This is a genomic window from Sulfitobacter rhodophyticola (assembly GCF_041281685.2).
Lineage (GTDB): Bacteria > Pseudomonadota > Alphaproteobacteria > Rhodobacterales > Rhodobacteraceae > Sulfitobacter.
The window spans coordinates 678,436-704,483 of the sequence record NZ_CP166251.2 but is presented as its reverse complement, the minus strand read 5'-3'; the positions used below and the strand labels follow the sequence as shown (position 1 = coordinate 704,483).

32 protein-coding genes and 1 tRNA gene are annotated in these 26,048 nt (G+C 57.3%); 29 read left to right on the top strand and 4 right to left on the bottom strand.

Going from position 1 to position 26,048, the window contains the following annotated elements; translation table 11 throughout:
- Positions 1 to 58 precede the first annotated feature (58 nt).
- From AB4X18_RS04485 to AB4X18_RS04410, 16 genes are all read left to right on the top strand, one after another.
- On the top strand, positions 59 to 271 hold the full coding sequence (locus tag AB4X18_RS04485; RefSeq protein WP_370402480.1) for a YgaP family membrane protein: 213 nt from the start codon (positions 59 to 61) through the stop codon (positions 269 to 271).
- A 3-nt stretch (positions 272 to 274) separates the two neighbouring features.
- Positions 275 to 706: a YeeE/YedE family protein gene (locus AB4X18_RS04480; protein ID WP_370402479.1), complete on the top strand. Its 432-nt coding sequence runs from the start codon at positions 275 to 277 to the stop codon at positions 704 to 706.
- Positions 707 to 708: 2 nt separating this feature from the next.
- On the top strand, positions 709 to 1,155 hold the full coding sequence (locus tag AB4X18_RS04475; protein ID WP_370402478.1) for a DUF6691 family protein: 447 nt from the start codon (positions 709 to 711) through the stop codon (positions 1,153 to 1,155).
- A 22-nt stretch (positions 1,156 to 1,177) separates the two neighbouring features.
- Positions 1,178 to 1,603: an ion channel gene (locus tag AB4X18_RS04470; RefSeq protein WP_370402477.1), complete on the top strand. Its 426-nt coding sequence runs from the start codon at positions 1,178 to 1,180 to the stop codon at positions 1,601 to 1,603.
- Positions 1,604 to 1,671: 68 nt separating this feature from the next.
- A complete protein-coding gene (locus AB4X18_RS04465; RefSeq protein ID WP_370402476.1) occupies positions 1,672 to 1,992 on the top strand; it encodes a TraR/DksA family transcriptional regulator in 321 nt (106 codons plus the stop codon).
- 79 nt (positions 1,993 to 2,071) lie between these two features.
- The gene (locus AB4X18_RS04460; protein WP_370402475.1) at positions 2,072 to 2,233 is read left to right on the top strand and encodes a hypothetical protein; all 162 of its coding nucleotides are present in this window, start codon (positions 2,072 to 2,074) and stop codon (positions 2,231 to 2,233) included.
- 66 nt (positions 2,234 to 2,299) lie between these two features.
- The gene (locus AB4X18_RS04455; RefSeq protein WP_370402474.1) at positions 2,300 to 3,433 is read left to right on the top strand and encodes an ABC transporter permease; all 1,134 of its coding nucleotides are present in this window, start codon (positions 2,300 to 2,302) and stop codon (positions 3,431 to 3,433) included.
- Positions 3,433 to 4,227, top strand: coding sequence for an ABC transporter ATP-binding protein (locus AB4X18_RS04450; RefSeq protein ID WP_370402473.1), 795 nt, complete (start codon positions 3,433 to 3,435; stop codon positions 4,225 to 4,227). The genes AB4X18_RS04455 and AB4X18_RS04450 overlap by 1 nt, the downstream gene beginning before the upstream one ends.
- The gene (locus AB4X18_RS04445) at positions 4,227 to 5,942 is read left to right on the top strand and encodes an MlaD family protein (protein WP_370402472.1); all 1,716 of its coding nucleotides are present in this window, start codon (positions 4,227 to 4,229) and stop codon (positions 5,940 to 5,942) included. Before AB4X18_RS04450 ends, AB4X18_RS04445 begins: the two co-directional genes overlap by 1 nt.
- Positions 5,943 to 5,946: 4 nt before the next feature.
- Positions 5,947 to 6,564, top strand: a complete 618-nt coding sequence (locus tag AB4X18_RS04440) for an ABC-type transport auxiliary lipoprotein family protein (RefSeq protein WP_370402471.1) — start codon at positions 5,947 to 5,949, stop codon at positions 6,562 to 6,564.
- 174 nt (positions 6,565 to 6,738) lie between these two features.
- Entirely contained in the window at positions 6,739 to 7,272 is a 534-nt protein-coding gene (locus AB4X18_RS04435; RefSeq protein ID WP_370402470.1) for a hypothetical protein, read from the top strand.
- Positions 7,273 to 7,403: 131 nt separating this feature from the next.
- Positions 7,404 to 9,116 carry a hypothetical protein gene (locus tag AB4X18_RS04430; RefSeq protein ID WP_370402469.1) on the top strand — a complete coding sequence of 571 codons (1,713 nt, stop codon included), beginning with the start codon at positions 7,404 to 7,406 and terminating at the stop codon, positions 9,114 to 9,116.
- Positions 9,113 to 11,194, top strand: coding sequence for a S8 family serine peptidase (locus AB4X18_RS04425; RefSeq protein WP_370402468.1), 2,082 nt, complete (start codon positions 9,113 to 9,115; stop codon positions 11,192 to 11,194). Before AB4X18_RS04430 ends, AB4X18_RS04425 begins: the two co-directional genes overlap by 4 nt.
- A gap of 296 nt (positions 11,195 to 11,490) precedes the next feature.
- Positions 11,491 to 12,288: a hypothetical protein gene (locus tag AB4X18_RS04420; RefSeq protein WP_370402467.1), complete on the top strand. Its 798-nt coding sequence runs from the start codon at positions 11,491 to 11,493 to the stop codon at positions 12,286 to 12,288.
- A 101-nt stretch (positions 12,289 to 12,389) separates the two neighbouring features.
- Positions 12,390 to 13,541 (top strand): ParB N-terminal domain-containing protein, encoded by a 1,152-nt coding sequence (locus AB4X18_RS04415; RefSeq protein ID WP_432817124.1) that lies wholly within the window; start codon positions 12,390 to 12,392, stop codon positions 13,539 to 13,541.
- Positions 13,542 to 13,625: 84 nt separating this feature from the next.
- A complete protein-coding gene (locus AB4X18_RS04410) occupies positions 13,626 to 14,003 on the top strand; it encodes a DUF5681 domain-containing protein (protein ID WP_432817123.1) in 378 nt (125 codons plus the stop codon).
- A gap of 75 nt (positions 14,004 to 14,078) precedes the next feature.
- On the opposite strand, the gene AB4X18_RS04405 is transcribed toward AB4X18_RS04410, so the two are convergent.
- Positions 14,079 to 14,243 (bottom strand): hypothetical protein, encoded by a 165-nt coding sequence (locus AB4X18_RS04405; RefSeq protein ID WP_370402463.1) that lies wholly within the window; start codon positions 14,241 to 14,243, stop codon positions 14,079 to 14,081.
- On the opposite strand from AB4X18_RS04405, the gene AB4X18_RS04400 reads away from it, so the two are divergent.
- From AB4X18_RS04400 to terL, 3 genes are all read left to right on the top strand, one after another.
- Positions 14,244 to 14,606, top strand: coding sequence for a hypothetical protein (locus AB4X18_RS04400; protein ID WP_370402462.1), 363 nt, complete (start codon positions 14,244 to 14,246; stop codon positions 14,604 to 14,606).
- A gap of 138 nt (positions 14,607 to 14,744) precedes the next feature.
- Entirely contained in the window at positions 14,745 to 14,999 is a 255-nt protein-coding gene (locus AB4X18_RS04395; protein ID WP_432817122.1) for a hypothetical protein, read from the top strand.
- Positions 15,000 to 15,126: 127 nt separating this feature from the next.
- Positions 15,127 to 15,486 (top strand): phage terminase large subunit, encoded by a 360-nt coding sequence (gene terL, locus AB4X18_RS04390; protein ID WP_370402460.1) that lies wholly within the window; start codon positions 15,127 to 15,129, stop codon positions 15,484 to 15,486.
- Positions 15,487 to 15,937: 451 nt separating this feature from the next.
- Here the strand turns inward: terL and AB4X18_RS04385 are convergent, their stop codons facing one another.
- The gene (locus tag AB4X18_RS04385) at positions 15,938 to 16,822 is read right to left on the bottom strand and encodes a LysR family transcriptional regulator (RefSeq protein ID WP_370402459.1); all 885 of its coding nucleotides are present in this window, start codon (positions 16,820 to 16,822) and stop codon (positions 15,938 to 15,940) included.
- Between the two features lie 95 nt (positions 16,823 to 16,917).
- On the opposite strand from AB4X18_RS04385, the gene AB4X18_RS04380 reads away from it, so the two are divergent.
- The 4 genes from AB4X18_RS04380 to AB4X18_RS04365 are packed head-to-tail and all read left to right on the top strand — an operon-like array spanning position 16,918 to position 20,069.
- On the top strand, positions 16,918 to 17,676 hold the full coding sequence (locus tag AB4X18_RS04380; protein ID WP_432817121.1) for a class I SAM-dependent methyltransferase: 759 nt from the start codon (positions 16,918 to 16,920) through the stop codon (positions 17,674 to 17,676).
- Positions 17,630 to 18,364 (top strand): DUF2306 domain-containing protein, encoded by a 735-nt coding sequence (locus AB4X18_RS04375; RefSeq protein ID WP_370402576.1) that lies wholly within the window; start codon positions 17,630 to 17,632, stop codon positions 18,362 to 18,364. Before AB4X18_RS04380 ends, AB4X18_RS04375 begins: the two co-directional genes overlap by 47 nt.
- 40 nt (positions 18,365 to 18,404) lie before the next feature.
- On the top strand, positions 18,405 to 18,833 hold the full coding sequence (locus AB4X18_RS04370; protein ID WP_370402457.1) for a DUF6326 family protein: 429 nt from the start codon (positions 18,405 to 18,407) through the stop codon (positions 18,831 to 18,833).
- Between the two features lie 51 nt (positions 18,834 to 18,884).
- Positions 18,885 to 20,069: a benzoate/H(+) symporter BenE family transporter gene (locus AB4X18_RS04365; protein ID WP_370402456.1), complete on the top strand. Its 1,185-nt coding sequence runs from the start codon at positions 18,885 to 18,887 to the stop codon at positions 20,067 to 20,069.
- 264 nt (positions 20,070 to 20,333) lie between these two features.
- Here AB4X18_RS04365 and AB4X18_RS04360 read toward each other — a convergent pair whose 3' ends face one another.
- On the bottom strand, positions 20,334 to 20,912 hold the full coding sequence (locus tag AB4X18_RS04360; protein WP_432817120.1) for a TetR/AcrR family transcriptional regulator: 579 nt from the start codon (positions 20,910 to 20,912) through the stop codon (positions 20,334 to 20,336).
- Positions 20,913 to 20,997: 85 nt separating this feature from the next.
- Here AB4X18_RS04360 and AB4X18_RS04355 point away from each other — a divergent pair, with 85 nt between their 5' ends.
- The 6 genes from AB4X18_RS04355 (at position 20,998) to AB4X18_RS04330 (ending at position 25,898) form a co-directional block, all read left to right on the top strand.
- On the top strand, positions 20,998 to 22,104 hold the full coding sequence (locus AB4X18_RS04355) for an NmrA family NAD(P)-binding protein (protein ID WP_370402454.1): 1,107 nt from the start codon (positions 20,998 to 21,000) through the stop codon (positions 22,102 to 22,104).
- 28 nt (positions 22,105 to 22,132) lie between these two features.
- Positions 22,133 to 22,690 (top strand): carbonic anhydrase, encoded by a 558-nt coding sequence (locus AB4X18_RS04350; RefSeq protein WP_370402453.1) that lies wholly within the window; start codon positions 22,133 to 22,135, stop codon positions 22,688 to 22,690.
- Positions 22,690 to 23,427: a hypothetical protein gene (locus tag AB4X18_RS04345; protein ID WP_370402452.1), complete on the top strand. Its 738-nt coding sequence runs from the start codon at positions 22,690 to 22,692 to the stop codon at positions 23,425 to 23,427. The genes AB4X18_RS04350 and AB4X18_RS04345 overlap by 1 nt, the downstream gene beginning before the upstream one ends.
- A 205-nt stretch (positions 23,428 to 23,632) precedes the next feature.
- The gene (locus tag AB4X18_RS04340) at positions 23,633 to 24,037 is read left to right on the top strand and encodes a GFA family protein (protein ID WP_370402451.1); all 405 of its coding nucleotides are present in this window, start codon (positions 23,633 to 23,635) and stop codon (positions 24,035 to 24,037) included.
- Between the two features lie 261 nt (positions 24,038 to 24,298).
- Positions 24,299 to 25,446, top strand: a protein-coding gene (locus AB4X18_RS04335) for an IS3 family transposase (RefSeq protein WP_370402450.1) whose coding sequence is annotated in 2 segments (ribosomal slippage) — positions 24,299 to 24,542 and positions 24,542 to 25,446 — 1,149 coding nt in all. Because the reading frame shifts where the segments join, the coding sequence is not laid out codon by codon here.
- Between the two features lie 23 nt (positions 25,447 to 25,469).
- On the top strand, positions 25,470 to 25,898 hold the full coding sequence (locus AB4X18_RS04330; protein WP_370402449.1) for a tyrosine-type recombinase/integrase: 429 nt from the start codon (positions 25,470 to 25,472) through the stop codon (positions 25,896 to 25,898).
- A gap of 39 nt (positions 25,899 to 25,937) precedes the next feature.
- Here the strand turns inward: AB4X18_RS04330 and AB4X18_RS04325 are convergent.
- A tRNA-Gln gene (locus AB4X18_RS04325) sits at positions 25,938 to 26,012 on the bottom strand.
- Positions 26,013 to 26,048 lie beyond the last annotated feature (36 nt).

The window sequence follows — 26,048 nt, the reverse complement described above, 5'->3', positions numbered from 1 at the left end:
CCGACAGCCGCAGCAGGGCACGGCAACTGGTCACCGTAACTTGACAGGAGTAAGGAAAATGACAGCTAATCTGGGGAACTTCGATCGTGTGGTCCGAGCAATGCTCGGGCTCATTCTTTTGGTTGCACCGCTGTTGAACAAACCTGCCATTTGGTCCAATGGCACATTTGCATTCGCCAGCATGGCCATCGGAATAATCTTGCTCGGGACGAGCCTGTTCAGGTTTTGCCCGCTTTACCGCCTTATCGGCATTTCAACTTGCAGGTTCTGACATATGGAAACGACGTTTACACCAGTCGCATCACTTGGAGGTGGGGTCTTGATTGGCCTCTCTGCCGTCATGCTGATGCTCCTCCGGGGCCGGATCATGGGGGCTACGGGCATTCTCGCAGGCGCGCTTAGACCTGCAAGCCGCTACGACTGGACATGGCGCGCGCTTCTGCTGGCCGGGATGCTCGCGGGGCCTTGGATCTTTTTCGCCTTCACAGGCGGATTGCCGACCATCGATGTGCCGATATCCACCACCATGATGATTATTGGTGGTTTCATTGTGGGGATCGGCGTCACCCTGGGAAGTGGCTGCACATCCGGCCACGGCGTATGCGGCATGGCGCGCCTGTCCCCGCGATCCTTCGTTGCCACGGCGACGTTCATGCTGACAACCGGATTGACCGTCTATGTTGTCCGTCATTTTTTGGGAGCCTAAACATGCGACACATCTTGACCCTTCTGACCGGCATGGTTTTTGGCACCGGAATTGCAGTATCTGGCATGGCAAATCCTGCAAAGGTGCTCAATTTCTTCGATGTCGCGGGGACTTGGGATCCCAGTCTTGCATTCGTGATGGGAGGTGCGCTGATCGTGACGCTGATCGGGTATCGGTGGGTCTTCAGGCGTGCGATGCCGGTCTATGAACCGAGCTTCGATTTGCCGACCAATCGTTCCTTTGATCGCCGACTGATTGGCGGATCGGCGATATTTGGTGTGGGGTGGGGCCTTGCCGGGTTCTGTCCCGGTGGCGCGCTGCCCGCGTTGGGCACGATGAACGCGCAAGTGATCCTGTTTGTCGCGGCCCTGATTGCAGGCATGCTTGCGACGCGCTCCGTGCTGAAATGGCAGGCCTCAGCCGACCGGCTCCACCAACACTCCACCTGACACCCCGCGAAAGGGACCGCTGATGTTGCTCGCACTTTTCGTTGGAACCACGGTCATGATCGTGTCTCTTGCGGTTGCAATCGCCCTGTTTGGGGCTGCCGGACGATTTCTGACGTGGCTGCACGATACCGGTGCGCTTGGGTACGCCCGTGCGCCGATCCTGTTTGACATCAGCATCGCGGCCTCTTGGATTTTGGGTGTGCTGACCATCTCCGTCTGGGGGTGGGCGGCTGTCTACATGGCGCTGGGCTTGTTCCAAACGCTTGAACCGGCGCTCTATTTCTCGATCGCGTCGTTCACTACCGTCGGGTATGGCGATGTCGTGCTGGAACCCGGCTGGCGGTTGCTGGCCGGGATGACCGCGACACACGGGTTGCTGACCTTCGGGCTTTTCACAGCGTTTCTGGTCGAGGTTTTCAACCTCCCGCTACGCGCCCGCCGCCTTTGACCTGGATCAATCCCATGCAGCCCCCTTCGGTCTAACCTCAGGCGCAGACGTGTCTAAGGAAAATCAAAATGGACAATAAGTTCTACGCGAACCTGATCATACAGCGCTTGAAAGAGCTTGGTGCCCGGGTCAAGCATATCGATGAAGAGCTTGGTATCCCCAAGCCAACAGATCTTGAAGAACAGGCCATCGACATCGAAGACGACGAAGTCCTCGAAAGCCTCGGGGCTGCGGCGGAAAAGGAAGTGGGGTTGTTGCGGCAGGCCCTCAAACGGCTGGAAGACGGGACATACGGGATCTGCCTTGGATGCGGGGATCCGATTTCCGAAGAACGTCTACAGGCGGTACTTTATGCGCCTTTGTGCAAGAAATGTGTGCACCACACCTGAATTGCCGTTTTCCCTGACGCGTGCCAGCGCATCCAACCGCATGACCCGCTTGCCTGGCTCCCCCTTTTAAGGATACGACATGGTCCGAACCACGTTTTCCATGCTGATGGTTTTCTTGACTGTCGCTGGCTGCACACCGCCCCTGGATGAAAACGCCTGTGCCTGTGAACGGGCGCAGTTCGGCTGTCCTGACGTGCCGACAGATGGGGGTGTGGGCTTGCCCGATTATCCCGGATGCTGACCGGATGCGACCGTGATAGTGTGGCCGGATCAGACATTTAACCGGTGTCGTCACATGTGGGCTGGAATGAACAACGCGCCAAGCATCACCGCCAGGACAGTAACCATACAGACCGATGGTGCTTGCGCCTTTTTCTCAGGCTCGCTCGTCATTGCTGAGGTGAACAGGATCGTCAGCGGGGGTGCGGAAATCCTGGCAGGGGATGTTTCCACGATCGACATCACCCGGTTGACGCAAATGGATACCGCGGGTGCGTGGTTCCTGGTTGAACAACAGATGCGCGCGGAGAGTGACGGAAAGGATCTGTCGATCATCGGAGGTTCTGAAGCACAGCAGCAGCTGATCGAAACAGTGCGCCAGAACTTGATTGAACCTGACGAGGCTGATCTGCGTCCTCAGACATGGGCAGATCAACTGGAGGACTTCGGTCGTACCGTTGTGCAGGGCGGGCGAAAGGCGGCGGCACTTGTGTCCTTCCTTGGTCAGATCGTTGCAACGATGGCGGGCATCATCATCCATCCCCGCCGCCTGCGCCTGACGTCGGTTGTGCACCATTGCCAGGAGATCGGTCTGAACGCGGTTCCCATCGTCGCCTTGATGGCGTTTCTGATCGGTGTCGTTCTTGCCTTCCAAGGCTCAGCGCAATTGCGCCAGTTCGGGGCGGAGGTTTTCGTCGTCGACCTGATCGCCATTTCCATCTTGCGCGAATTGGGTATTCTGCTTACCGCGATCATCGTTGCTGGCCGTTCGGGGTCTGCATTCACGGCTTCGATAGGGTCCATGAAAATGCGCGAAGAGATCGACGCGATGCGCACGCTGGGCCTTGATCCCGTTACCATTCTCGTGGTGCCGCGTGTGCTGGCCTTGATGCTGATGCTGCCCGCCTTGGGGTTTATCGCGGACCTCTCCGGTTTGATTGGTGGCGCGCTGATGTCATGGATCGAATTGGGCGTTTCACCAGCTGTCTTCCAGTCGCGCCTTGTCTCCAACACGGACGTTTGGCATTTTGCCGTCGGCATGATCAAGGCGCCGTTCTTTGCCCTGATCATCGGTGTCATCGGCTGTTACGAGGGGATGCTGGTCGGCGGAAATGCGGAATCCCTCGGGCGACGCACATCGACCTCTGTTGTCCTTGCGATTTTCATGGTGATTGTAGTGGATGCGATGTTTTCGATTTTCTTCGCGGTTGTGGGGGTGTGATGTCAGACACTGATCCTCAACCCATGGTGCGCGTGCGCGGGCTGGTGACGCGATTTGGGACTCATACCGTGCATGACGGTCTCGACCTTGATGTGCACCGGGGTGAAATCATCGGTGTGGTTGGCGGATCGGGGACGGGCAAATCCGTGCTTTTGCGCGCCATCGTCGGCCTGTTGAAACCAGACGAAGGGCAGATCGAGGTGTTTGGCGAAAGCGTGCGCGACACCTCTGACGACGAATATCGCAGGTTGCGCCGCCGATGGGGCGTGATGTTTCAGGACGGTGCGTTGTTTTCCTCGCTGACGGTGCAACAAAACGTTGAGGCGCCCATGCGCGAGCAACTCCAGATTGATGACGACTTACGCGAAACGCTGGCCAAGATTAAAGTCCGCATGGTTGGCCTGCCCGAAAACGCGATGGGCAAATATCCTTCCGAACTATCCGGCGGCATGCGCAAGCGCGCGGGCTTTGCGCGCGCCATCTCCCTTGATCCCGAAATTGTCTTTCTGGATGAGCCCACGGCAGGGCTGGATCCCATCGGTGCCGCTGCATTTGACGATCTTATCAAGCAACTGCAGGCGGCGCTTGGATTGACGGTGTTTCTGGTCACCCATGATCTGGACAGCCTGCACGCCAACTGCGACCGGGTGGCGGTACTGGCGGAAAAGAAGGTCCTTGCTGTCGGTACCATGAAAGACATGCTTGAAGTTGATCATCCCTGGGTGCGCGAATATTTCCACGGGCCCCGCGCCCGCGCCGCGTCCGACACCCAGGCGTCAAAAGGGGCAGGGTAATGGAGACGCGCGCCAACTTCCTTCTGATCGGGTTCTTCACCCTGGTGGCAATCTTGGGGACTTTAGGGTTCTTCATCTGGTTGGCCAGCGTTCAAATTGATCGCCAGTACGAAACCTATGGCATCCTTTTTGAAGATGTGTCCGGCCTCGACCCCTCTGGCGATGTGCTGTTCAACGGGATCTCAGTGGGCAAGGTCATCGGATTAAGGATCTACGAAGAAGACCCATCAAAGGTCTTTGCCACGGTCGAAGTGGACGATGCGACCCCCGTCCGTTCGGACACGATTGCCCAGTTGCAATCGCAGGGTGTGACCGGCGTTGCCTATATTTCGCTTTCTGGCGGCACACCCGCGGCACCCCCACTTGTTGCGGATGATGGCAACCTGCCCATCATCCCGTCGCGCCGTTCGACCGTGCAAGCGCTGGTGGAGGACGCACCCGATCTGCTAGCCGAGGCAACGGAGTTGCTGGAACAGTTCCAAGCGCTGACAGGGCCGCAAAATCAGGAGTATGTCTCCAACATTTTGCGCAACCTTGATGCGTCTTCATCCAATCTGGATCAGGCATTGAACGATTTCTCGGATATCTCCGAGACCGTCAGTGCGGCAACCTCCCAGATCACGGCGTTCACCGATCGGCTTGAGGAGATAAGCACTGCGGCGGTGACCACCCTTGAAAGTGCCGACACTGCATTGATATCCGCGCAGGAGGCATTTGCCTCCGCTGAAACGGTGCTCAACTCATCTGTTGCGCCGGTTGAAGCTGCGGATCGTATCATCGCAGAGGTTGAAGCGCTGATGCAAGACGAGATCCCGGAGATCTTGCGTCAGGTCTCCGAGACGCTGACCCAAACCAATTCGGCCATTGCCGATCTGCAGCAGCGGACGGGGGAGACGCTTGATGGATATGCCCAGACCGCTGATCTGCTAAACGCAAGACTGACCGAATTACAGCAGGCCATGGACGGGGCCAATACCGCATTCACCGCGGTGACCGAAGCATCTAACAGTTTTGACGCGCTGGTTGATGGGGATGGTACCCTTCTTGTTGCCGAAGCGCGTGTGGTGTTGGCGGATGCCAAATCTGCCATCGCGGTCATCGAAACGGTGGTGCAGGAAGACGTGCCTGCAGTTGTATCGGACATCCGTGCCGCGGTTGCCCGTGCATCTGCCGCAGTGGACGAGGTGGCTGCGGACCTGACCGGGCTGACGGGCCAATTCGACCCCATGGCAGCCGAAGCGCAGGAGGCGCTGGCATCCGCGACGGCGCTTCTTGAACGGGCGCAGACCAGCCTTGAGGTATTCGATGATACGCTTGCCGGATCGCAAGGGGCGCTCAGCTCGGCGCAGTCGGCGTTCGATACGGCCACCGGATTTATGGACACCGACCTTGGGCCTATCCTGTCAGATCTCAGCACCTCCGCCGAAAGGATCAGCGCGGCGGCAGAGAAAGTAAGCGATGATGTTCCCGCGATCACGGCTGATCTGCGTGACTTGATCGCGCGGGCCGACGGCGTGGTTGCCGATATTCAGCGTACGGTTTCCGCCAGCGCGCCGGGCATCCGCGATTTCACCAACAGCGGCCTTTCCGAACTCACCCGGCTCAGCGCCGAAGCGCGCGGGCTGGTAAACACTCTCAACAGCCTGGCGCGCCGGATTGAACGTGACCCCGCGCGGTTTTTCCTCAATGATCGCGTACCCGAGTACCGGAGATAGCCCAATGTCATTCACAACCCTGAACCGTCGGATGGTCTTGCTGGGCGCAGCGTCGACGCTTGGTGGGTGCACGGCGCTGGCATCCCTCAACGACGCAGCGCGGCCGCTGGACACCTACGACCTGTCCCCCGCAGCGGGGTCTGACATTGGACGGCGCACCAGTCGAACTCTGCTTGTCGCCCGTCCCGAAGCCTCTGCCGCGATTGCGACAAACCGCATCTTGGTCAGATCCGGCCCCGCCTCGATCAGCTACCTTCCCGATGCGCAGTGGAGTGATGAACTGCCACTTGTGGTTCAAAGCCTGCTGATCCGCAGCATCTCCGGAACGGGCCGCATCGGATACGTAGGGAAAAGCGATGGTGGCCCCGTTCCCGACAGTGCCTTGCTGGTGCGGCTGGATGCGTTCGGCGTCGTCGCAGCCCCTGATGGAACGTTCCAAACGGAAATCGACATGACGCTGACCCTATTGAATGACAGCACCCAACGCGTGATGGCCACCCGGCGGTTTGCTGAAACATCCGCTGCAGCAGATGATGCGGCACTTGCAATCGTGACGGCCTTCCAGCGCGGGTTGGACCGGCTTTTGCCACAAGCCTCCGACTGGGTGCTTGGGCAAGTGTAGAACCGGCGGCAGGCGCGCAGGTGTTTGACGCATGTAGTGGCTACGCCCACCAGCGAGCATAAATTTCCCCTACGTAAACTTTTAACGGAATCTTAACGCTCTGCTGAACGCCGGGATGATCGCGCATGCCTAGACTAAAGGAGTTCTGTGACACGAGAGAGGAGTGTTTTAAGAGTGACTTTTTTTATCGCCATGCAAAACCGGCGTGCGATGGCGAAATTTGATAACCCCCGCACGATCATCAGTGAGAGCAACGAATTTCTAATTGTTTCTCGATCGGGCGGTTGCAATCAATTTTTGAGTGTCTCCAATGCCGGAGCGTGTACAGATCTTGAGGTATCGGCGCCGGGGGGCTTGATACCTGCGTTTGGGATCTTCGCAACGCTCGTGTTGCAGAACACGTTTGATGGTGACCTATTTCTAGTTGAGCGAGACACTTCGCGGGCTCCGTCGCCTTCCAAAACAACATTGGGAGGCGACGGGTACCTTCTTTTGTACCAATCCGACAACCAGATCAGTCTTACCGGGGCTGTTCGCATACAAGAACGGGACGATATGCCGGAGGCGCTCCGCCAGTGTTTGCCCTTCGATGAACCGGATCCGGGTGCAACACTATATTTCAATGCCAGTTATCTGCCGTGGGAAAGAGAAATCCTGCCAAGTGGCTTTTCAGGACGTGATGACATTTCACGATTGGCACCGAGGTGAATAAATCCGTGTTCATCTTCCCGTCTCCAATAGGCTATGGTGCTTCACAGCGTAGCGGGAGTATGCTTAATCTCGATCATGAAAGCCTTGTTCAGGCTGGTTTAAGTGATGGATTTGGCGGGGACAGCCCCATGGGCAAAATGGACGGTCGGAATCCGAACCAGCTCAGCTTGTCATTGGTGGGCAATTTCCGACTGAACAACCCCGATGGTGCAGAACTGCGCATCAGCGAAAAAAAGGGACGCGTCCTGCTGGCGATGCTTGCCACCGCGCGGGATCACCGGCGATCCAGAGACTGGCTGAAATCCCGGATTTGGGGACGCGCCCTAGATGAACAGGCCGGCAATTCCCTGCGCCAATCCCTGCACGCCTTGCGCAAGGCGATCCACCCCTGGAATGACGCTGTTCAAGCCGATTACGAACATGTTTGGCTGGAAGGCGTCGATGTTTCGATGGATCCCGGTGATGATGTGCGCGTGGCCTTTTTTGAAGACGCCCCGGCCCTGGATGAGGGGGGCGAAGACTGGCTGCGAGAAGAGCGTCAGGCGTTTGCCGCGCGGCTGGAAGACGCGCGCACCACCATGGTCGATGCGGGCCCGGCGACCAAAATCGCCCCTGTAAACTTTGAGGGACCTCCGTGCATCCTCATCGGCAACCCTGTTGTTATTTCAGATGATCCGCTCGCCAATGTCGTGGCGGAGCGCATAACAAGCGCAATGCAGACAACATTCATGCAGAATGGATTTGTCGAAACCTTTGATCTGCGCGATCTCGAAAGCAATCAGTTGACGGGGCGCGCGGCGGATGCCGTGTCACGGCCTCCTGTCCTTGTCGAAGTTCGGATTTCCGTTTTGGGCGACGAATTGCAGGCCACAATCCTCGCGCGCGTGCCTGCCACCGGCAAAGTCGTTTGGACCTCTTCCATCGGGACGGACCGTGCATCTGCCTATGCCGTCAATTCCGAAACCATGATGCAACTTGTGATGGGGGCGGTTGATTCCATCGAAGCAGTCGTTCTGCGGCAACGCGGCACGGCGTCCAAACCGACGCTCTACACGGCTGTGCATCAGCTTTTTGGATTGTCGCACTCCGGCATTCGCGATTCCGCTGATATTCTGCAGCAATTCATCGGTTCAGACTATTCGCCCAACGCCGAAAGCTGGCTTGCTTTCAGTGCAATGCTGCGGCGCAATGAAATCCGCGAGCGGCAGTGCGACGCTGTGGAGGAGGCAGGCACTCACTTGGCGCGCGCCCTCGAAGCTGACCCTTCCAACGCCATCTCGCTGGCAATCGCGGGGCACTACGAGGGCTTTCTGCGTGGTGATCTTGAACAGGGCCGTCGCCACATTGCCGATAGCCTGCGCCTGGTGCCAAATCTGGCATTTGCCTGGGACGCACGCGCAATGAATGCAATCTATTCAAATGACTGCGAAAACGGTGCGCAGGCCGCAGATATGGCGCGCAGTCTGGGGCGCTACAGCCCCTACAAGTATTACTATGATACGTCGGCTATGATTGCGGCGACACTTCAACAGCGCTACGCAGACGCCATTCGCATCGGACAGCGCGTGTTGTCCATTCGGCCGAGTTTCCTGCCGGTTTTACGCCATTTGTTCATCAGCCATGCGATGCTGGATGAGCATGAGAAGGCTCAGGACTATTTCCGACAGATCAGGAAGTTGGATAGTTCTTTTGGGACCACGGACATGGATGCGGATGATTACGCTCAACGCAGTGCCGACAGCCTTGCAATGATCAAGGCCAGCCTTCTCAAGGTTGGATTGATTGATAAGGCCTCCACGGCAATTGGTCGGGACAAGGCACACGGGGAGGACGCGAAATGACCAAGACAAAGACGAAAACAAAAACCAAGACAAAAACCAAAACAAAGACCAAGACAAAATCACAGTCCGGTCAGGTTGATGGACTGGGCGCTGTCTACGGTGCATGGGTTGTGCGGGATCAGGAGCATGTGCAACGTCTCCACCAGATGCTGCCACAGCTGTTTGAGGTTATCGGGCCGGACATTCCCGGCCCGCCACACTACACCGGGGATGGTTTGCGCAAGGAATTGGCGGAGTTGATCCGCCTACAGGACCTGCCCGAGCGTCTTGAGCGCAAAGAACAGATCGAAGCGGAAGCGATAGATATCATTCCGGAATTCCTGTCGATTTACGAGGACACCTCCGGATCATCTGTGAACCTGATCCGGTTGCTGGTTCTGCTGCAGGATGCTGGCCTTGCCCTCGCCTCGCATTTCAAGGCCAAATATGATCGTCCGCGACCGCACCTGATGGACCACGGGATCAACCCGTTGGTGACGCCCCCGAACCACGCGGCATATCCCAGCGGCCATGCCCTGCAGTCGGCTTTGATCGCCCACGGCATGGCGGAGGTATTCGCGCACAATCCCGGTATCGTCGCGGAGGCTTTCGATGTGGCGGACAGAATACGGGAGAACAGGGAGTGGGCTGGTGTCCATTACGCGTCAGACGGAATGGCAGGCAGTCAGATTGCGCGTGCGGCTTTCAGTGACCTGCGCGAGATCTTCGATCCCTTATTCGTTGCGGCGATTGAGGATGTTCATGCCTATGACCCTGTCCCCTTGCCATACCTGGGCCATGGCCCGGTCCGGTCGAGGCTTCCAAAGCACAATACCTATCCGATTGCTCAGTGGTCGCTCGACCATCTCGGCATCAGCAGCGACAAGGGCAACCTGACCACGGGCGGAAAGGGGGTGTGTATTGGTCTAGTCGACGGACCGGTCGATGTGACGCATCCCACTTTCGATCGACCGAACGGCCACGCGATTGACCAGACCCTCGCTGAAACGCCTGATCCGGAGGTTTGGGCGGCGTCGCCTGCGATCAGCAATGTCGACTATCCGAAAGCGACCGACGGCCGTATGGCGTTCAGTTCAAAGGGTGGGGCGCATGGTACGGCCATGGGCGGGCTGATCGTGGGCCGGGCCACAACCGACGACAGCTGTCCGATCTGGGGGACGGCACCCGAAGCGACGTTGTTGCCCGTGCGGGTCACCACCTTCCTGGCAGACAGCCACGCCAACCGGCTTGCAGTCGGAAAGGCCATTCTTGAGATCGCATTTCGGCGCAAGAACCGCACTGACCTCATTCTCGTGGGTCCACCCTTTGTGCGGCCCCCTTCACAGAACTACCCGGAAGTCTGGCCACCTCAGACGGATATTGCCAACAATCTGGGTCCCTGCGACCCGCTTGCACTGGCAATCCTGTTGGCCAGCCAGCAAGTCCCGGTGGTTATTCCCTCAGGCAACGAAGGCACCAGTTCAATCTCCTATCCCGGTGCGCCATCTGATTTCGAAGGGGCGTGTCGGGTCTTGTCAGACGCAAGCGGATGCAACCTGGCAAAGGCGATGTTTGAAGATGACCTGCCCAAAGACGTCATCAAGGCGGCATTCGCATCATCCGCCCCTAACCTGCCCGCAAAAGCCAAGGACCCCTTCTCAGGGACCGGCATCATCGTGGTGGGTGCATCAAAGTTGTCAGACAGCACGGACAGGCACACAACCCTGATCCCCGCCGACTACAGCCAGTACGGGCCGGGATTGTGCTGCCTTTGTCCCAGCGACCGCGATGAAGATCCATCAAACAAGCCAGTCAGCGACGATGTCGAGCGTTTCAATTACATCCCCGCGCCGGATATCCTCGGCCATGGCGGATATGCTCAGGACCCAACGCGTCTGGTGTCACACCACGCAGATGAATACGGGTTTGGCGGCACCTCCGCTGCAAGCGCACAGGCGGCGGGCCTGATCGCCAGATTGATTGAAGCCCGACAAAGTCAGAAAGAGCCCGTAGATGGGCCCGCAATCCGCAAAGCGCTGGTCGAAAAACTCGGCGGCGCTTACGACGTCAGGACGGGATACGGAAATATTATGCTCTAGCTCCGGAAGGCGTCACTGTGGACACAATGCACGTTGGATGCGTTTTGATAGAGTGTTTGGCTGTGTACGCAGTCTGTAGCCATCCAGCCTTGACTTCAAATTCCCTGTTTTACAGGGAAACAACAGGGAATTCTCTCAATCCTGCAGCCATTGGCTACTCGTTTCGCTGCTCCGGCCCACAGTGCATTCATTTTGCGCGATGATTTCCCAAAAAAATGAAACAGCGAATTCTCTAACGCTGAACAGGGAAATTTTTGCCGCTAGCAGGAAGCAACTTGAGACGTTGCTCTTGTCCCATGACGGATAATGCCAAGAGTGAGATCCACGAACGAGAGGTTCTGCATGAACGGGGCCTCATCTACCTCGTGCCGAGCGGCTCCGGTTGGGTTTTGGACCGTGCGCAATTGCCTGATGGCGCCAAATCAGAGCTTGCCGGGCTGCTTGCCAGTCATGTCCCCGAGAATGAATTGAAGCAGGGCCTTGGTGATCTTCAGCGCGCTTTCGCTGACGCTGTCGAGGCAGCCGTTCTTGAGCGCGGCATGGCGGTTGCTGCGGAGGCTTCTTCGAAAGCCAAGAAGCCGTCGGCAAAGTCCGGGGTCCAACTGCGATCACGCATAGTTGAACTGATGACAGTTCTGGATGAAGGTACCATTTCTTCAGAACGCATTTGTGCTCAGGTCCTTGAGGATCCTATTCCGGAGAAATTGGCCACCTTACAGCTAGAGGAGCAACTGTCCTGGCAAGTGACCAATCCATTGCGCAACGCTCCCACATTGGCCGCGCGACTTTTGATTGATGTGCTTCCGGACCTGCACCGGCAGATTGATGAAGGCATCAAGCGGGGGCGTATCGAAGCATCTCATGATATCCTCGCAGATGCGGTTGCAACGGTCATTCGCCGAACGACCTGCAGTGCGCCGAAGCGGAACTGGAACGCCCATACTAACCGTGATGCTGGTCTTGGCCTCGACTGCTGTCGTGTTCTCGCAAATGCCTTGAACCTAGCCCTTCCTGTGAAACTTCGGCGTGAGCAACCGGTTGATATGGCAAAGGCGTGGCGGCGGATGGCTGAGGGTATGAACCAAACAGACTGACGAACCTTCTGCAGAAATTCTAATCGGTCCATTATCTTACCGATCGGCAATGTGCTTCTCTTGAACGCGGGTTGAAACCTCGCAGATACAGGAGCACGCATATGTCCGACCTTCAAATCACTTACCGGAACCCCGAGGGGCTTTCGGAGAACCCCCGCAACGCCCGTACACATAGACCGCAGCAAATCCGTCAGATCGCACGCAGCATCACGGCGTTCGGCTTCGCTAACCCGGTTCTCATTGATGAGGCAGACCAGCTAATCGCAGGTCATGACAGGTTGGCTGCTGCAAAGGCCCTCGGGTTTGAGCGAGTGCCGGTCATCCAGCTTCCCGGCCTATCAGACGCGCAAAAGTGCGGCTTGATGCTGGCTGACAACAGGATTGCCGAGAATGCAGGTTGGGATTTGCAGATGCTGGCAAATGAGATCTCAGATCTCTCGCAATTGGAATTGGACTTTGATATTGAGGATACCGGCTTTGGTATGGGCGAGATTGATCTTGTGATCGGCGATGGGGACGACACGGACGGAAATGGCGAACCGGAAAGTGCTCCTGAGCCCGAGTCCGCGGCAGCTGCTATTACACAGATCGGTGATCTCTGGACGCTTGGCGCGCATCGCGTCCTCTGCGGAAATGCGCGCTCATCTGATGATGTCAAACGTGTCATGGGCGAGGGAGTTGCAGATGGCGTCTTCACCGACCCACCCTATAACGTTCCGATCCGTGGCCATGTCTCGGGGAAGGGATCCGTCAAGCATCGCGAGTTCAGCGAGGCTTCGGGCGAAATGAGCGTTGAGGCTTTTGAAACCTTCCTGTCGCAGACCCTGCAAAATGCGGAGGTGAACTGCCGGCCAGGCGCAGTGTTTTTTGCATGTATGGACTGGCGGCATCTCACAGGGCTTACCGAGGTGGGCGCGGCTGTGATCGGGCCGCTGATCAACCTTTGTGTCTGGGTCAAGACCAATGGTGGAATGGGTTCACTTTACCGCTCTCAGCATGAACTCGTTGGCGTGTTTGCCTGGGCGGGAGCACCTCATCGCAACAACGTACAGCTCGGTCGATACGGGGGTAACCGGACGAACGTCTGGCGCTATCACGGTGTAAACAGCTTCAGGGTTGGGCGGATAGAGGAGTTGCGGGCTTATCCAACATCAAAACTGGTCGCCATGGTCAAGGATGCGCTTCTGGACGTGACACGCAGGGGGACGTTGCCCTTGATCCCTTTGCCGGGGCCGGTGCCGGTGCCAGTCTGATGGCTGCAGAGCGGCTCGGACGCTGCGCACGTCTTCTGGAAATCGACCCACTCTATGTTGACGTCATGCTGCGACGGTGGCGCGATGAAACCGATGAAGACCGTGTCCGTGAAAGAGATGGGGCGACCCTATCCGAACTGGAAACCCTGCTTCAGGATACGGACTGCGGCGATGATTGATCATCAGGACCGAGAAGACCCTGTTGGCTATGGCAAACCTCCCAAATCAGGTCAGTTCAAGAAAGGACAATCCAGCAACCCGAAAGGCCGCCCGAAGGGCAGTTTCGACTACAAGACACACGTGCAGCAGATGCTCGCGGCTCAGGTAACCGTGAACGAGAATGGCAAGCGCAAACGCGTGAGTAGCCTGCAAGCGACCTTGATGCGGCTGGCTGAGAAAAGGCCTCAAGGGCGATATGCGGGCCATGGAGAAGTTCCTGTCGCTCGCCGCGGATATGGCTGACGAACTAGAGGCGCGGAGCGAAGGCGTAAGATCGGTGCCCGCGATGAAGAGATCATGGAAAGGTTCAAGCAGAACCTACGCGATGGCAATAACGTGGACCGCAATGGGCAGGATGATGATGCTTGATGATCCTGATCCGGCCGATGTCCTCTCGCGATCCTGCGGCAGGACCTCTCGAGCTTCATCCAGCGCGCCTTCGCGGTCGTCGACCCTGGCGCAACGTACCGCCACGGCTGGCATGTGGATGCCATTGCATCGCATCTGGAACAGGCCGCGCGTGGAGAAACCAAGCGGTTGATCATTACGATGCCGCCGCGATCACTCAAATCGATTGCCGCCTCCATTGCCTTTCCCGCGTGGTTGCTTGGTCATGACCCCCGCTGCCAGATTGTTGCAGTTTCTTACTCGGACATCCTGTCTGAGAAACTTGCCATTGATTGTTTGCGAGTGTTGTCCGTCCCCTGGTATCAAGCACTCTTTCCAATAACGCGGATTGCAAAGTGGCAGTCTCGGCGCGCCGATTTTGCCAGAACCCGTGGGGGCGGGCGCTTCTCGACGATGATCGGTGGCACGCTGACTGACACGGCGGAGACATCATCCTGATCGATGATCCGCATAAGCCTGAAGACGCTGTGTCTGAAGTCAAATGTACCGCGGTGCGTGACTGGTTCCGCTCAACACTGTTGAGCCGGCAGAATGACCCCGGGAACTCAGCTATCGTTCTGATCCAGCAGCGGGTGCATGAGGGTGATCTTGCAGGCATGCTGCTTAAAGCAGGGGGGCTGGACGCATCTGAATTTGCAGGCCATTGCGGATGAGCGAAAAGTGATCGATCTGGGATGGCGTGGTAGCATCATCCGTGAACCGGGGCATTCGCTCCATGCAGGCCGCTTGTCGCAAGAAGTCCTCGACCAGCGGCGCATCGAATTGGGTGCCTATCTCTTTGCCGCGCAATTTCAGCAATGGACTTGTCCCGCTTGGTGGTGGTTTGGTTAAGTGGGGCTGGTTCACGTCCTATGTAGAACCGCCATCTCCGGCTTTCAGAGACCGGATCGTCCAGAGTTGAGATACGGCCTCAAAGGCAGATCAGGCGAACGACTGGTCGGTCTGAACGACATGGCAGGTGCGCGGCAGATCCGCTTGGCTTCTTGATGTACACCGTGTCCGCCTCGAGTTCCCGGAACTGCGCAGACGCATCATGACGTTGCATAGTCGATGGAACGCTGGGCTCGTTCTATTCGAGGAGGCCGGCTCTGGCGTTCAGCTCCTACAGGACTTGCAACAGGAGAACCGGATCAGTGTCCGCGGGATGATCCCGAAGGACGACAAAGCGACGCGACTCCTGTCGGTCTCACATTTGATTGAAGGCGGGCAGATTGCCGTTCCTGCAAATGCACGATGGATTACCGATTTCCAACGCGAGATTGCCATCTTCCCAATGGCAAGCACGACGATCAGGTGGATAGTCTCAGTCGATTTCTAAAGTGGCTCGCGGAGCCAAAGGCAATGCCACGGATAAGGGCGCTTTAGCATCCAAGCAATACATGTGCAGAGCACAGAACTTTACCCAGGAAATCTTCAGTTCGCGGCGGCCTTCTACCTACGCAGGGTAACTGCCCGCAATCCTGACCTTGGTTCAGCGGAAGTATCAGATTTGTGCTGCGCCCGCTCTCAACGCGGAAATTGCTGCAAAAGCGTAAACTTCTACGTAGCTGCGCAGCAGGAAAACCGGTCATTCATGCGTGTCACAGCGTAAACGACACGCTTAAGGATCAGGTCGCGGACGAAGTGTGAATTCGCTGCACCTGCTCCAATGGCCGCAGATGACGTTTCATCTGTGCTGGGGCTTCCCGTGAGATGGCACAGCCGAAGGTTCCTTGAACAAGCGGAGGTGGTCTTCTAGCGACCAATCTGAGGAGGGAGCTTCGACGTTGCTAATCAATTCCCTCTGCCAGCAAATCAAAAACCACGCGAATTCGTAGATTTGTTTTTAGCTCGCGGTGGGCTACCAGCCATGTCTCGATACTAAGCGGCTCAAACGCTGAGGAAGGGTTTTCGAGTTCGGGATAAGCCGCTCCTATTTCAACCGGAAGCATACCAATCCCAAAGCCCTGCCGGACAAGTTCGAGCATGAGCGTTGCGCTCGACGTTGAAAAATTGAAATTGGCTGTCGTTAGATTGACGCCACGTGACGCCATTAAACCAAGCCGCAGTTCTGGCTCGTCGAAACCAACAAACGTCAACTTGGACAGGTCAGCGATCGACTGTGGACGTCCCACTTCGTCAAGATACTGCTTTGATGCAAAAAGATGCGCTGTTGTATCCCTGAGCCGCTTGGCAAATAGGGCCTCGTCTGAGGGTCGTGCATGGCGGATCGCGATATCAGCCTCACGCCGCCGCAGATCGCTTACTTCATTTGATGCGATAATCTCAATCTGAAGATCTGGCGCGGTATTGCGCAGTTTCTTTAGGATTGGTGGCAGAAAATACGTCGCCATCATGTCCGTCGCAGAGATCAACACATGTCCGGTGACGGCTTCTGATTGGCCGGTTGCTGCAACGGATATGGCGTTCGCCGCGTCGCCCATCGTTCGAAAATGCGCAAGCAATTCTACCCCTGACTGCGTCAGCAAGAGCGCGCGCGACGTCCTTTCAAAGAGTGTCACGCCAAGTGCCTCTTCGAGACCTGCCACCTGTCGGCTGAGCGTCGGCTGCGTAAGCCCAAGCGCGCGTGCCGCTGCTGAAAGCGATCCTTCCTCGGCGGTTACGAGAAATGCCCGGGCTTGGTTCCAGTCGAAGGCTGATCGTTTCCACTCCATTATTTACGTATACCAAGCCAAGAGAAATGCGCAATTTCGTATTGATGGTCCGCATTCTATGTCTGCCATCAACCAACCTAAGACAGGCAACGAACATGACGCAGTTCGAAAACAAAGGCCTCTTGCCACCGCACGCCCCTGTGATGGAAGAGGCAATCCTCATGGCCTCTCGTCGTATTGGATCTTGGGAAATCCTCTTGAATAGGCGGCCGCTCTCCTCTGCGGATCTTGCCAACCGATACGACGCTGTTTCGGGCCGTTGGGAACGCATGGCGGGTCGTTTTCAACTGGAAGCCGCGTATCAAGAACCGCTCTTGAGCTCTCAGATTGCAACGGTTCTTGGGCAAGTTGGGCCACAGGCACTGGTTCTTGATTGCGGTGTCGGGAGCGGAAGCCTGTCGATTGCGCTTGATAGTATCCTCATGGATCGGGTCACATTCCATGGCATAGACACCTCTGCCAAGATGCTGGTGCAGGCCCGATCAAAGATGCACGCCGCCGGACTGCGTGCCCACTGTAGACAAGCTGATGTTTTGTCATTGCCTTATGATGACCAGTCGTTTGATGTGGTCATGGCCGCACATGTCCTTGAACATCTACCTGATCCGAAACGCGCCCTCAGGGAAATGGTCCGCGTTCTGAAACCGGGTGGAGTGGTGTTCGTTTGCGTGACGCGCCCCTCACTCTTCGGCGCGCTTATCCAGCTTAAATGGCGCACATGGGCGGTCACAGAAAAGCAGGGCGTCTCGTGGTTGCGTGATTGTCAGCTTGCCGACGTCGGATGCCAACCGGTTCACCTTGGCTCCTGTGCTGGCGTCGCAAGCACGGCCTTTTGGGCGCTGCGGCCAAAATGACCTGCAACCAGTTGAAAGATTTCTCATGATACGTTTGCAAAAAACCGAGTGGGCCTTTTTGGGCCTCATCTTGGTCTATTCGTTCATTCCTGCCTTTGGCGGTTTGATCCGCGTTCTGGAACTTGCAGGCGGGCCACAAATCGCACCCGTGAACGCGCGGGCCTTGCTTGCGCCAACACCCATCATTCTTCACATCCTGAGCAGCTTTTTGTTTTGCATCGTCGGGGCGGTTCAGTTCTTGCCAAGCATCCGATGGCACCATCCGACCGCACATCGCATCATCGGGAGGGTGATCGTCGTGGCCGGATGTGTTTCTGCACTGAGCGGTTTGTGGATGACGCATTTCTATGTCTTTTCCGAAGCGCTGCAAGGTCCGGCACTTTATTGGGTTCGGATTATCCTGGGCGCGGCAATGATCGGGCTCATCGTCTGGGCTGTGGTCGCCATCGGAACTCGTGACATCTTGCAACACAGCACTTCAATGTTGCGGGCCTATGCCATTGGCCAAGGTGCATCCACCCAGGCCGTCATCGGCATCGCCTGGATCATCACGGTCGGCTCCGAGGCGCTGGGACCGCTGCGCGATGGGCTGATGATTTTTGCTTGGGTTCTTAATCTGCTGGTTGCGGAAATCTTGATCCGTTCCTTGCTCAGGCCTGCGAAACGACTGCGGAGTAGTGCTTTATGACCCGCTACGCCGCGCTCAACTCCACGAAGGGAAACTTGAAATGACATACGAAAACGGTAATCCCCGCGTTCTTTTGTCGATCCTTTGGATCTTCGTTATCCTGAACTTTTTTGCCCGTGACATTCATGAGTTGGGCCGCCCCGGCATGTTGGAACAGATGATGTCCGGCACGATAGACGGGGTCGTCGTGACTGACATGTTGATGCTGTTAGGGGGGATCATGATAGAGATCCCGATCTTGATGACAGTTCTCGCATTGTTGTTGCCACGTGGCGCAAATCGATGGGCGAACATTGGTGTGGGCCTTTTGACGATGGCCATGATCGTCGCGATGAACCTCAAACCTGACCTCGACAACGTCTTTTTCATGGGCATTCAGTTGATCGCTCTAATTGCCATTGTTGTGATAGCATGGCGATGGCGGTGTTCTGGGCAGGCAGTTGTAATTAGATCGCAAATTCGCGACTGATGGCTTGCTCCATCAACATGACAAAACACCGACCCAAAGCGTTTGAAATCAATGTTCCGCGATCTTTCAATACCTGCGATTACCATGGGACTGCTTGCTGCGTTCGTTGGATATTCAGCTTCATTTGCCATTGTTCTGGCGGGGCTGACAGCAATGGGGGCAACGGGCGAGCAGGCGACGACAGGGCTGTTCTTTGCAACAATCGGTATGGGGATTTGCAGCATCTGGCTGCCTGCTGCGACGCGCATTCCCGCCGCTGTGGCATGGTCCACGCCCGGGGCCGCATTTCTTGCGGCAACGGCCACTTTGCCGGGCGGTTTTGGTGAGGCTGTCGGGGCTCTGGTTTTCTGCGCCGGATTGATCGTCATAACCGGATTCATACCCAATATTGGCCAGATCGTAGCCACCATCCCGAAACCCATAGCAAACGCGTTGCTTGCAGGTGTTCTGCTCAAGCTGTGTCTGGCCCCTGGGGTTGCGCTCGGCACCATTCCCTTGCTGGCCCTGCCCGTGCTCGTCGCATGGTTGATTGGATTGACATGGAACAGGCTGGCCGCAATGCCGTTTGCGGTGGTTGCGTTTCTCGCGGTTCTCTATTTCGCCGTCGATACGTCGGACAGCGCCCTGCAATCTGACATCGTATCGCTTCCTGCCTTTGTCCCAACCGTGCCGATCTTGACGATGCAGTCGTTCTTTTCCATCGCTTTACCGCTTTATCTGGTAACTATGGCGGGACAAAACATCCCCGGCTTCGCGGTCCTGGAACTGAATGGCTATCCCGTCGAACGCCAACCCCTGATCCGGAAAACTGGTTTTGTCAGCCTCGCGTTTGCACCTTTCGGATCGATCCCTGTCAACATGTCCGCGATCACAGCGGCGATGATGGCAGGTGAGGACGCAGGCCGCGATCCAACAATCCGCTATTGGGCGGCAATCACGTCGGGCATCGTCTATGTATTGCTGGCTTTTGCAGCAGCGATTGTTACAACGTTGGCCAGTCTTGCTCCGCTCGCCCTGATCACCGCAGTTGCCGGACTTGCGCTTATCCCCGCTTTGGTTGGCTCAATCAGGGCTGCTTTCAGCGACTCAACTCAGTTGGAAGCGCCAGCAATGACCTTTCTGATTGCGGCAAGTGGCATGACGCTGTTCGGCGTAAGCGGCGCGTTCTGGGGTGTTGTTGTCGGCGCGCTTATCTGGTTGGCAAAGACGATAGCCAATCGATCAATCGACCACTAACAGGCTGCTGAAGAAGTTGGGCTTGAAGGACGTTGTCACTGCCGTCACGATTTGAAGGCGGTGCTCCGCGGCATCGACGGTGGACGCCGTGTATGGGTTGCCTTTTTTATCACGTTGCCAGGAGTTTCAGTAATCTGGCCAGATTGCATGCCACCATTGTCATCTTGAACTGCGCGCAGACCTTGTCGAGGCCACGGTGAACGGTCTGGGCCATTCCGCCCACGGTCTTGGCTCAGCCGGAGGGTCGCGGTTCATGCCAGAGTTCTATCGGGGCCAGTGCTGTTCCAGCAGGTTCTCGGCCTGTTTCCCGGCATCCAGGATCGCGTGAGCCTCCGCGCGCGACCCGGCGAGCCGGGCAAGTGTGACGGTTCCCAACAGCAAGGCCATCGTGACATGGCCTCGATCCCTTCCGGGCGGATCATCTGCCTCAAGCGCCTGCGCCATGCGTTCGATTGCGTTCCATGCCGCGTCATTCACAGGTCCGTCCTGACGGGATATCTCGGCCCCAAGTGCAGCCAGCGGACACCCCCGACTTCGATCCTCGATATGTTCCTCAGACAAGTAACGCGCGATGTAGTCTGACCGTGCCGCGCGATGCTGTGGCCCGGGCGGGGCGGTCTCGACGTTTGTCAGCACATCATCAACTGCCGCCTTGAAGGCAGCAGTGACAAGCGCTTCTTTCGAATCGAAGTGTCGGTAGAAGCCGCCGTGGGTCAGACCTGCGGCCTTCATCACGTCTGAGACGCTAGTCGCTTCGATCCCCCTTTCGCGGAACAGCTGTGATGCAGCGTCCAGTATCCGTTTGTGACTCTTCTGTTTTTCGGCGTCCGACATTCGCGGCATTTGGTTTTATCCCGATGGCTTGACAATTAAGAGTGTGACTATCATCTTAAATTTAAGATTACAATCATCATCCAAAGGAAATGCCATGTCCGCCAAGCCAAAAATCCTTGTCACAAGTGCCAGCGGCAAAACCGGCCTGCACACGGCGCTGCAGTTGCGCAAAAGGGAGTTTCCCGTGCGTGCTTTCGTGCGTCGGCGCGATCACAGAAGTGAGAGGCTCGAACGTGCCGGTGCGGAAGTCTTTGTCGGCGACCAATACGCGTTAGCCGACATGCGCAGGGCGATGCAGGGTGTGCAAAGGGCGTACCAATGCGCGCCCACTGCGCCGAACGGCCTGCACTTCAACGCGGTCTTCACGGCCGCCGCCTATGAGTCGGGTCTCGAACATGTGGTGACGCTCAGCCAATGGCTTTCGAGCGCGGATCACCCATCGCTCTTCACGCGCGAGGTATACCTGAGCGACATCCTGATCGGAATGCGTCGCGAGATGTCCGTCACCACCATCAACCCCGGCTGGTTTGCGGACAATTACCTGATGGTGCTCGACATGGCAGCGCATCTGGGCGTCTTCACCATGCCGCTTGGGACAGGGGATGTGAAGAAGAACGCGGCCCCCTCGAACGAGGATATCGCTCGCGTTGTAACCGCGGCGCTGATCGATCCGGCCACTCATGCGGGCCAGACGTACCGCCCAACCGGGCCGGAGCTTCTGTCACCGAACGAGATCGCCGCCGCGATGGGACGGGCGCTGGGTCGCCGGGTACGATACATGGACATATCTGAGCGCATGATGGTCAAGGCGCTCAAAGCTTTGCCACCCGCGAATTACTCGGTGGCGGCTGTGACACAACTGGCGCTTTATGCCGAGGAATACCGCCGTGGTACTTTTGCGGTGAATGCGCCGACCGACCATGTGGCTCGCATCGGGGCAAGTGAGCCCCTGGGCTTCGAAGACATCGTCCGGGGCACACTCGCCGCGCGTCCGGATCTTGGGCGCAGCGCAGGTCGCAGCCTGCGCGCTATGGCGGGGTTCGCAAAGATCCTCGCGACGTCTCCCTTTGATCTCCGGAGAGCAGAGGAGGCGCGCGACTACCCCCGTCTCGGCGATCCGACATTCTCGCAGGATGACCCGCGCTGGTCAGCCACCCATGTGCGGGCGGGGCCCGACATCTCGCCCGTACACGCCGCGTGATCCAACAACCATCAATATGGAAAATAAAATGACCATTCTGAACGAATTTACCGCCCGCAACCGCAGCTTTGCGACGTCATTCGACGGGGCCGAAATCCCGGCTCTCCCGAAACTCGGAACCATGATCCTTGCCTGTATCGATGCCCGCGTGGACCCGGCGCATGTGCTGGGGCTTCAGCTGGGAGACGCGATTGTCTTCCGCAATAGCGGCGGCCGGGTCACACAGGCTTTTATTGATGAAGTGGCCGCGCTTGCGATGATGGTGGCAAAACGAACAGGTGTGGACGAGGCGGCTTTCGATATTGTTCTGATGCAACACACCCAGTGCGGCGCTCAGGCCTTTGCCGATCCAGGCTTTCAAAATCTGATCAAAGAACGGATCGGCGTTGATGTCTCGCCATCGGCGATCGTCGATCCGGCCCAGGATCTTCTTGGCGATATCGGACGTTTGTGTGATGCAAGGATCCTGCCAGGCAGCCTTCGGGTGGCGGCGTTGCTCTACGATGTCGAAACCGGTGTCGCGCGCGAAATCGCGCCGCAAAGAACTCTTGCGGATCTGCGCAGCGCAGCAGCAGGAACTGTCTGATGGCTGACTTCTATGAAGTTTACGTGCGTGCGGCGTGCCTGCTCCTCGTTGTCCTCGCCGTCGCGATTGGGTGCATTGGGGTCGGACGGGCACGGCTGAGCCCGCTCAGGTTTGGGCTGTTTCTGACAACCGCCGTGTTGCTCTTCGGGTCATGGTACGCGGCGGCGATCCCGCTTTCGCAGGCGGGGCACTTCAATGTCCCGGCCACACCAAGCGACCCGCCGATCGTCCTGATGTTTTTGTTTGGCGGTTCCTTTCTGCTCTTCGCGCTAGCGTGGTGGACACCTTTGGGCCGAATACTGACCGAGGCAACGCCGCTTGCCGTGATCGCGGCCTTTCAGATACCGCGCGTCATTGGCGGTGTCTTTCTGATCGGCTGGCTTGCGGGCGACCTTCCGGCGCTGTTCGCCATTCCTGCCGGGATGGGCGATGTTCTGGCAGGCATAGCGGGGTGGCAGGCCAGCCGGGCGCTTGCGAAAAACCGGCCCGAAGCACAGCGTCTTCTGATGCGGGCCACGTGGATCGGCATCGCCGACTTTGCCCTGGCCGTGGTGCTCGGGATCGTCACGTCAGCGGGTTTCGCGCATCTCTTCGCTCGGGAAGCCCCGAACATCATCAACGACTATCCTCTGGCGATGTTTCCTGCCTATATTGTGCCGATTTTCCTTGGGTTTCATCTCATCGCAATCGCTCGTGTTCGGCAGGAACATTCGCGCCGGATGACTGCTGCGATCTGATTCAGCCTATAGCTGAGCGCGACATGTTTCATGGCCGGCGCGATCAGCCCGGACAGTACAAGAACTGGCAATGTTCACAGGCCTAAAAGGGTTTCATCCTCTTGCGCGAGGTGGCCGCCGATCAGGAGATCACCGCTTACAATCTGGCTGGTTCGTCCTTGGAGCGATACGTTGCCAGCAACTTGCTTTGGAAAAGAGTCTGAACATGAGCTTGAATGGCAGCTGTTTATGCGGACAAATCCGCTACCGAATTCACGGACCGTTGGAAACTGTTTTGAATTGTCATTGCAGCATGTGCCGCAAAGCGCACGGCGCTGCATTCAGGACGCGTGCGGCTGTAAGAACCGCTGACTTTGAATGGCTTGGCGGAGAGAGCCTGTTATCGCGATTTGAGTCGTCCAAGGGCGAGCATCGGACGTTTTGTTCAGTGTGCGGCTCAAATCTGGTAACACTCTTCGATGAAAATCCTCAATGGCTTGGATTTGCCTTGGGTACGCTGGACGATGACCCCGATGTCAAACCTGAAATGCATGTTTTTGTCGGCGACAAGGCACCTTGGCATGAAATCACAGATGACCTCCCAAGGTGGCAAGAGGTGCCGGATTATTGAAAAGTCAAAACCGATTGAGAATAGAGTTCGGCTACTTCTGATATTTATTCAAGTTGCGGCATGGGCTTAAATGGCACATAGGCAAGACCCTCTGTCGACAACTGGGCAACCGATGGAGGAGTGGAACGAAATGACGCTAGAGCAACGGGCTAGGTGCAGTGCGTGTTCAACCGCTGAATCAGGTATTGGATCTGGCATCATCCGAGGTGCCCCTAGATTTGTAGACGCTTTGCCCCCTGACTTTGAGGCAAGGAGGCCGACATGGGGACAAGCAAATACAGCGACGAGTTCAAGCAGGATGCGGTGCATCAGATTACGGTGCGGGGGTATCCGGTTCGGGAGGTTTCCGGGCGCTTGGGCGTCAGTACGCATTCTCTGTACAAGTGGATGAAGCAGTTCGGGGAGCCGGTCACGAAGCCGGGCTTGGACCACGAGGCCGAGAACCGACGCCTCAAGCGCGAACTGGCTCGGGTCACGGAAGAGCGCGATATCCTAAAAAAGGCAACGGCGTACTTCGCGCGCGAGTCCCAATGAAGTACGCCTTCATCCGGGCGCATCGCGAGGTTTTTGGCGTCCGGGCCATGTGCCGGGTGCTGCGGGTCCATTTCAGCGGCTTCTATGCATGGCTTAAGGAACCGTTAAGCCACCGTGCGCAGGAAGATGTTCGCCAGACCGAGTTGATCCAGCAAGCCTGGGTCGATAGCGGCAAGGTCTACGGCTATCGGAAGCTGGCAGACGATCTACGCGATCAGGGCGAACGGATCTCGGAGAACCGGGTCGCCCGGCTGGCGTCGCTGGCCGGGATCGCCGCCCAGATCGGTTACAGACGCCGTCCGGGCCGCTACGGCGGCAAGCCAGCCATCGTGGCCGAGAACAAGCTGGAGCAGCAGTTCCAAGCTTCTGCCCCCGATCAGGTCTGGGTGACCGATATCACCTACATCAAGACCCACGAGGGCTGGCTGTATCTGTGTGTCGTCATCGACCTGTTCTCCCGCCGTGTCGTCGGCTGGTCTGCGCAATCCCGCATGACCACGGACCTCGCCCTGCAAGCTTTACTGATGGCAGTCTGGCGGCGAAAGCCTGCTGGCCAGGTCATGGTGCATTCCGATCAGGGTTCCCAGTTCACCAGCCGGGAGTGGCAGACGTTTCTTCGCCAGCACAATCTGGAACCCAGCATGAGCAGACGCGGAAACTGCCACGACAATGCCGTCGCCGAGAGCTTCTTCCAGTTGCTCAAACGCGAACGGATCAGACGGCGGACATATTCCACACGGGATGACGCCAGACGAGATGTGTTCGAATACATCGAGCTCTTCTACAACCCGAAGCGCAAGCACACGAACAACGACATGCTGTCGCCCGTTGACTTCGAAACCAGACAGCAGAAACTGAGTGAGGCGGGTGTCTAGGAAACTAGGGGCACCTCAATCGTTTGCAGTACCGCCGTCAAAAGACAGAGAGCCTCTCGTCAGTACTGATTGATATTCCGGTGCATCCCGAATTGCGAAAGGTGATTGATGAATTGCCACGGGACAGGCTGACGTTTCTTGAAACGCGCGACGGGCGTTCCAGAACCGCAAATGGGTTGGGGAACGCTGTTCGGAAGTGGTGCGATGATGCAGGTTTGCCTAAGTGTTCAGCTCATCGCCTGCGCAAGGCGTGCGCGACACGATTGGCGGAGGCGGGGGCAACTGAGCGAGAAATCATGGCTTGGACGGGCCACAATTCACCAACGATGGTACAGGTTTATGCCGGTAGGGCGCGGCGCGGCCTCCTGGCGGATCACGGCTTTGAAAAGCTGATCAAGAACGAAAGGGGTTCAAAAGTTGACGAACCTAACAAGAAAGGTTCGACAAAGTGAGCAGTAAGATGAATGAAAACAGCCATGTAGGCGGGGCGTTGGCTGGGATGGTAGGATTCGAACCTACGGTACACTGTACCAAAAACAGTTGCCTTACCACTTGGCTACATCCCAACTGGGGGCGTAATTAAGCGGGTGTGCGATGCAGTG

Bases quoted from the DNA above. Each gene is read 5' to 3' on its own strand.
- AB4X18_RS04380 (WP_432817121.1), top strand. From the start codon at position 16,918: ATGACGCAGTTCGAAAACAAAGGCCTCTTGCCACCGCACGCCCCTGTG.
- AB4X18_RS04465 (WP_370402476.1), top strand. From the start codon at position 1,672: ATGGACAATAAGTTCTACGCGAACCTGATCATACAGCGCTTGAAAGAG.
- AB4X18_RS04345 (WP_370402452.1), top strand. From the start codon at position 22,690: ATGGCTGACTTCTATGAAGTTTACGTGCGTGCGGCGTGCCTGCTCCTC.
- AB4X18_RS04360 (WP_432817120.1), bottom strand. From the start codon at position 20,912: ATGCCGCGAATGTCGGACGCCGAAAAACAGAAGAGTCACAAACGGATA.
- AB4X18_RS04440 (WP_370402471.1), top strand. From the start codon at position 5,947: ATGTCATTCACAACCCTGAACCGTCGGATGGTCTTGCTGGGCGCAGCG.
- AB4X18_RS04485 (WP_370402480.1), top strand. From the start codon at position 59: ATGACAGCTAATCTGGGGAACTTCGATCGTGTGGTCCGAGCAATGCTC.
- AB4X18_RS04425 (WP_370402468.1), top strand. From the start codon at position 9,113: ATGACCAAGACAAAGACGAAAACAAAAACCAAGACAAAAACCAAAACA.
- AB4X18_RS04480 (WP_370402479.1), top strand. From the start codon at position 275: ATGGAAACGACGTTTACACCAGTCGCATCACTTGGAGGTGGGGTCTTG.
- AB4X18_RS04475 (WP_370402478.1), top strand. From the start codon at position 709: ATGCGACACATCTTGACCCTTCTGACCGGCATGGTTTTTGGCACCGGA.
- AB4X18_RS04340 (WP_370402451.1), top strand. From the start codon at position 23,633: ATGAGCTTGAATGGCAGCTGTTTATGCGGACAAATCCGCTACCGAATT.
- AB4X18_RS04415 (WP_432817124.1), top strand. From the start codon at position 12,390: ATGTCCGACCTTCAAATCACTTACCGGAACCCCGAGGGGCTTTCGGAG.
- AB4X18_RS04405 (WP_370402463.1), bottom strand. From the start codon at position 14,243: ATGCCAGCCGTGGCGGTACGTTGCGCCAGGGTCGACGACCGCGAAGGC.
- AB4X18_RS04445 (WP_370402472.1), top strand. From the start codon at position 4,227: ATGGAGACGCGCGCCAACTTCCTTCTGATCGGGTTCTTCACCCTGGTG.
- AB4X18_RS04450 (WP_370402473.1), top strand. From the start codon at position 3,433: ATGTCAGACACTGATCCTCAACCCATGGTGCGCGTGCGCGGGCTGGTG.
- AB4X18_RS04355 (WP_370402454.1), top strand. From the start codon at position 20,998: ATGTCCGCCAAGCCAAAAATCCTTGTCACAAGTGCCAGCGGCAAAACC.
- AB4X18_RS04410 (WP_432817123.1), top strand. From the start codon at position 13,626: ATGAAACCGATGAAGACCGTGTCCGTGAAAGAGATGGGGCGACCCTAT.
- AB4X18_RS04350 (WP_370402453.1), top strand. From the start codon at position 22,133: ATGACCATTCTGAACGAATTTACCGCCCGCAACCGCAGCTTTGCGACG.
- AB4X18_RS04455 (WP_370402474.1), top strand. From the start codon at position 2,300: ATGAACAACGCGCCAAGCATCACCGCCAGGACAGTAACCATACAGACC.
- AB4X18_RS04430 (WP_370402469.1), top strand. From the start codon at position 7,404: ATGGGCAAAATGGACGGTCGGAATCCGAACCAGCTCAGCTTGTCATTG.
- AB4X18_RS04460 (WP_370402475.1), top strand. From the start codon at position 2,072: ATGGTCCGAACCACGTTTTCCATGCTGATGGTTTTCTTGACTGTCGCT.
- AB4X18_RS04420 (WP_370402467.1), top strand. From the start codon at position 11,491: ATGACGGATAATGCCAAGAGTGAGATCCACGAACGAGAGGTTCTGCAT.
- AB4X18_RS04470 (WP_370402477.1), top strand. From the start codon at position 1,178: ATGTTGCTCGCACTTTTCGTTGGAACCACGGTCATGATCGTGTCTCTT.
- AB4X18_RS04365 (WP_370402456.1), top strand. From the start codon at position 18,885: ATGTTCCGCGATCTTTCAATACCTGCGATTACCATGGGACTGCTTGCT.
- AB4X18_RS04395 (WP_432817122.1), top strand. From the start codon at position 14,745: ATGAGGGTGATCTTGCAGGCATGCTGCTTAAAGCAGGGGGGCTGGACG.
- AB4X18_RS04370 (WP_370402457.1), top strand. From the start codon at position 18,405: ATGACATACGAAAACGGTAATCCCCGCGTTCTTTTGTCGATCCTTTGG.
- AB4X18_RS04385 (WP_370402459.1), bottom strand. From the start codon at position 16,822: ATGGAGTGGAAACGATCAGCCTTCGACTGGAACCAAGCCCGGGCATTT.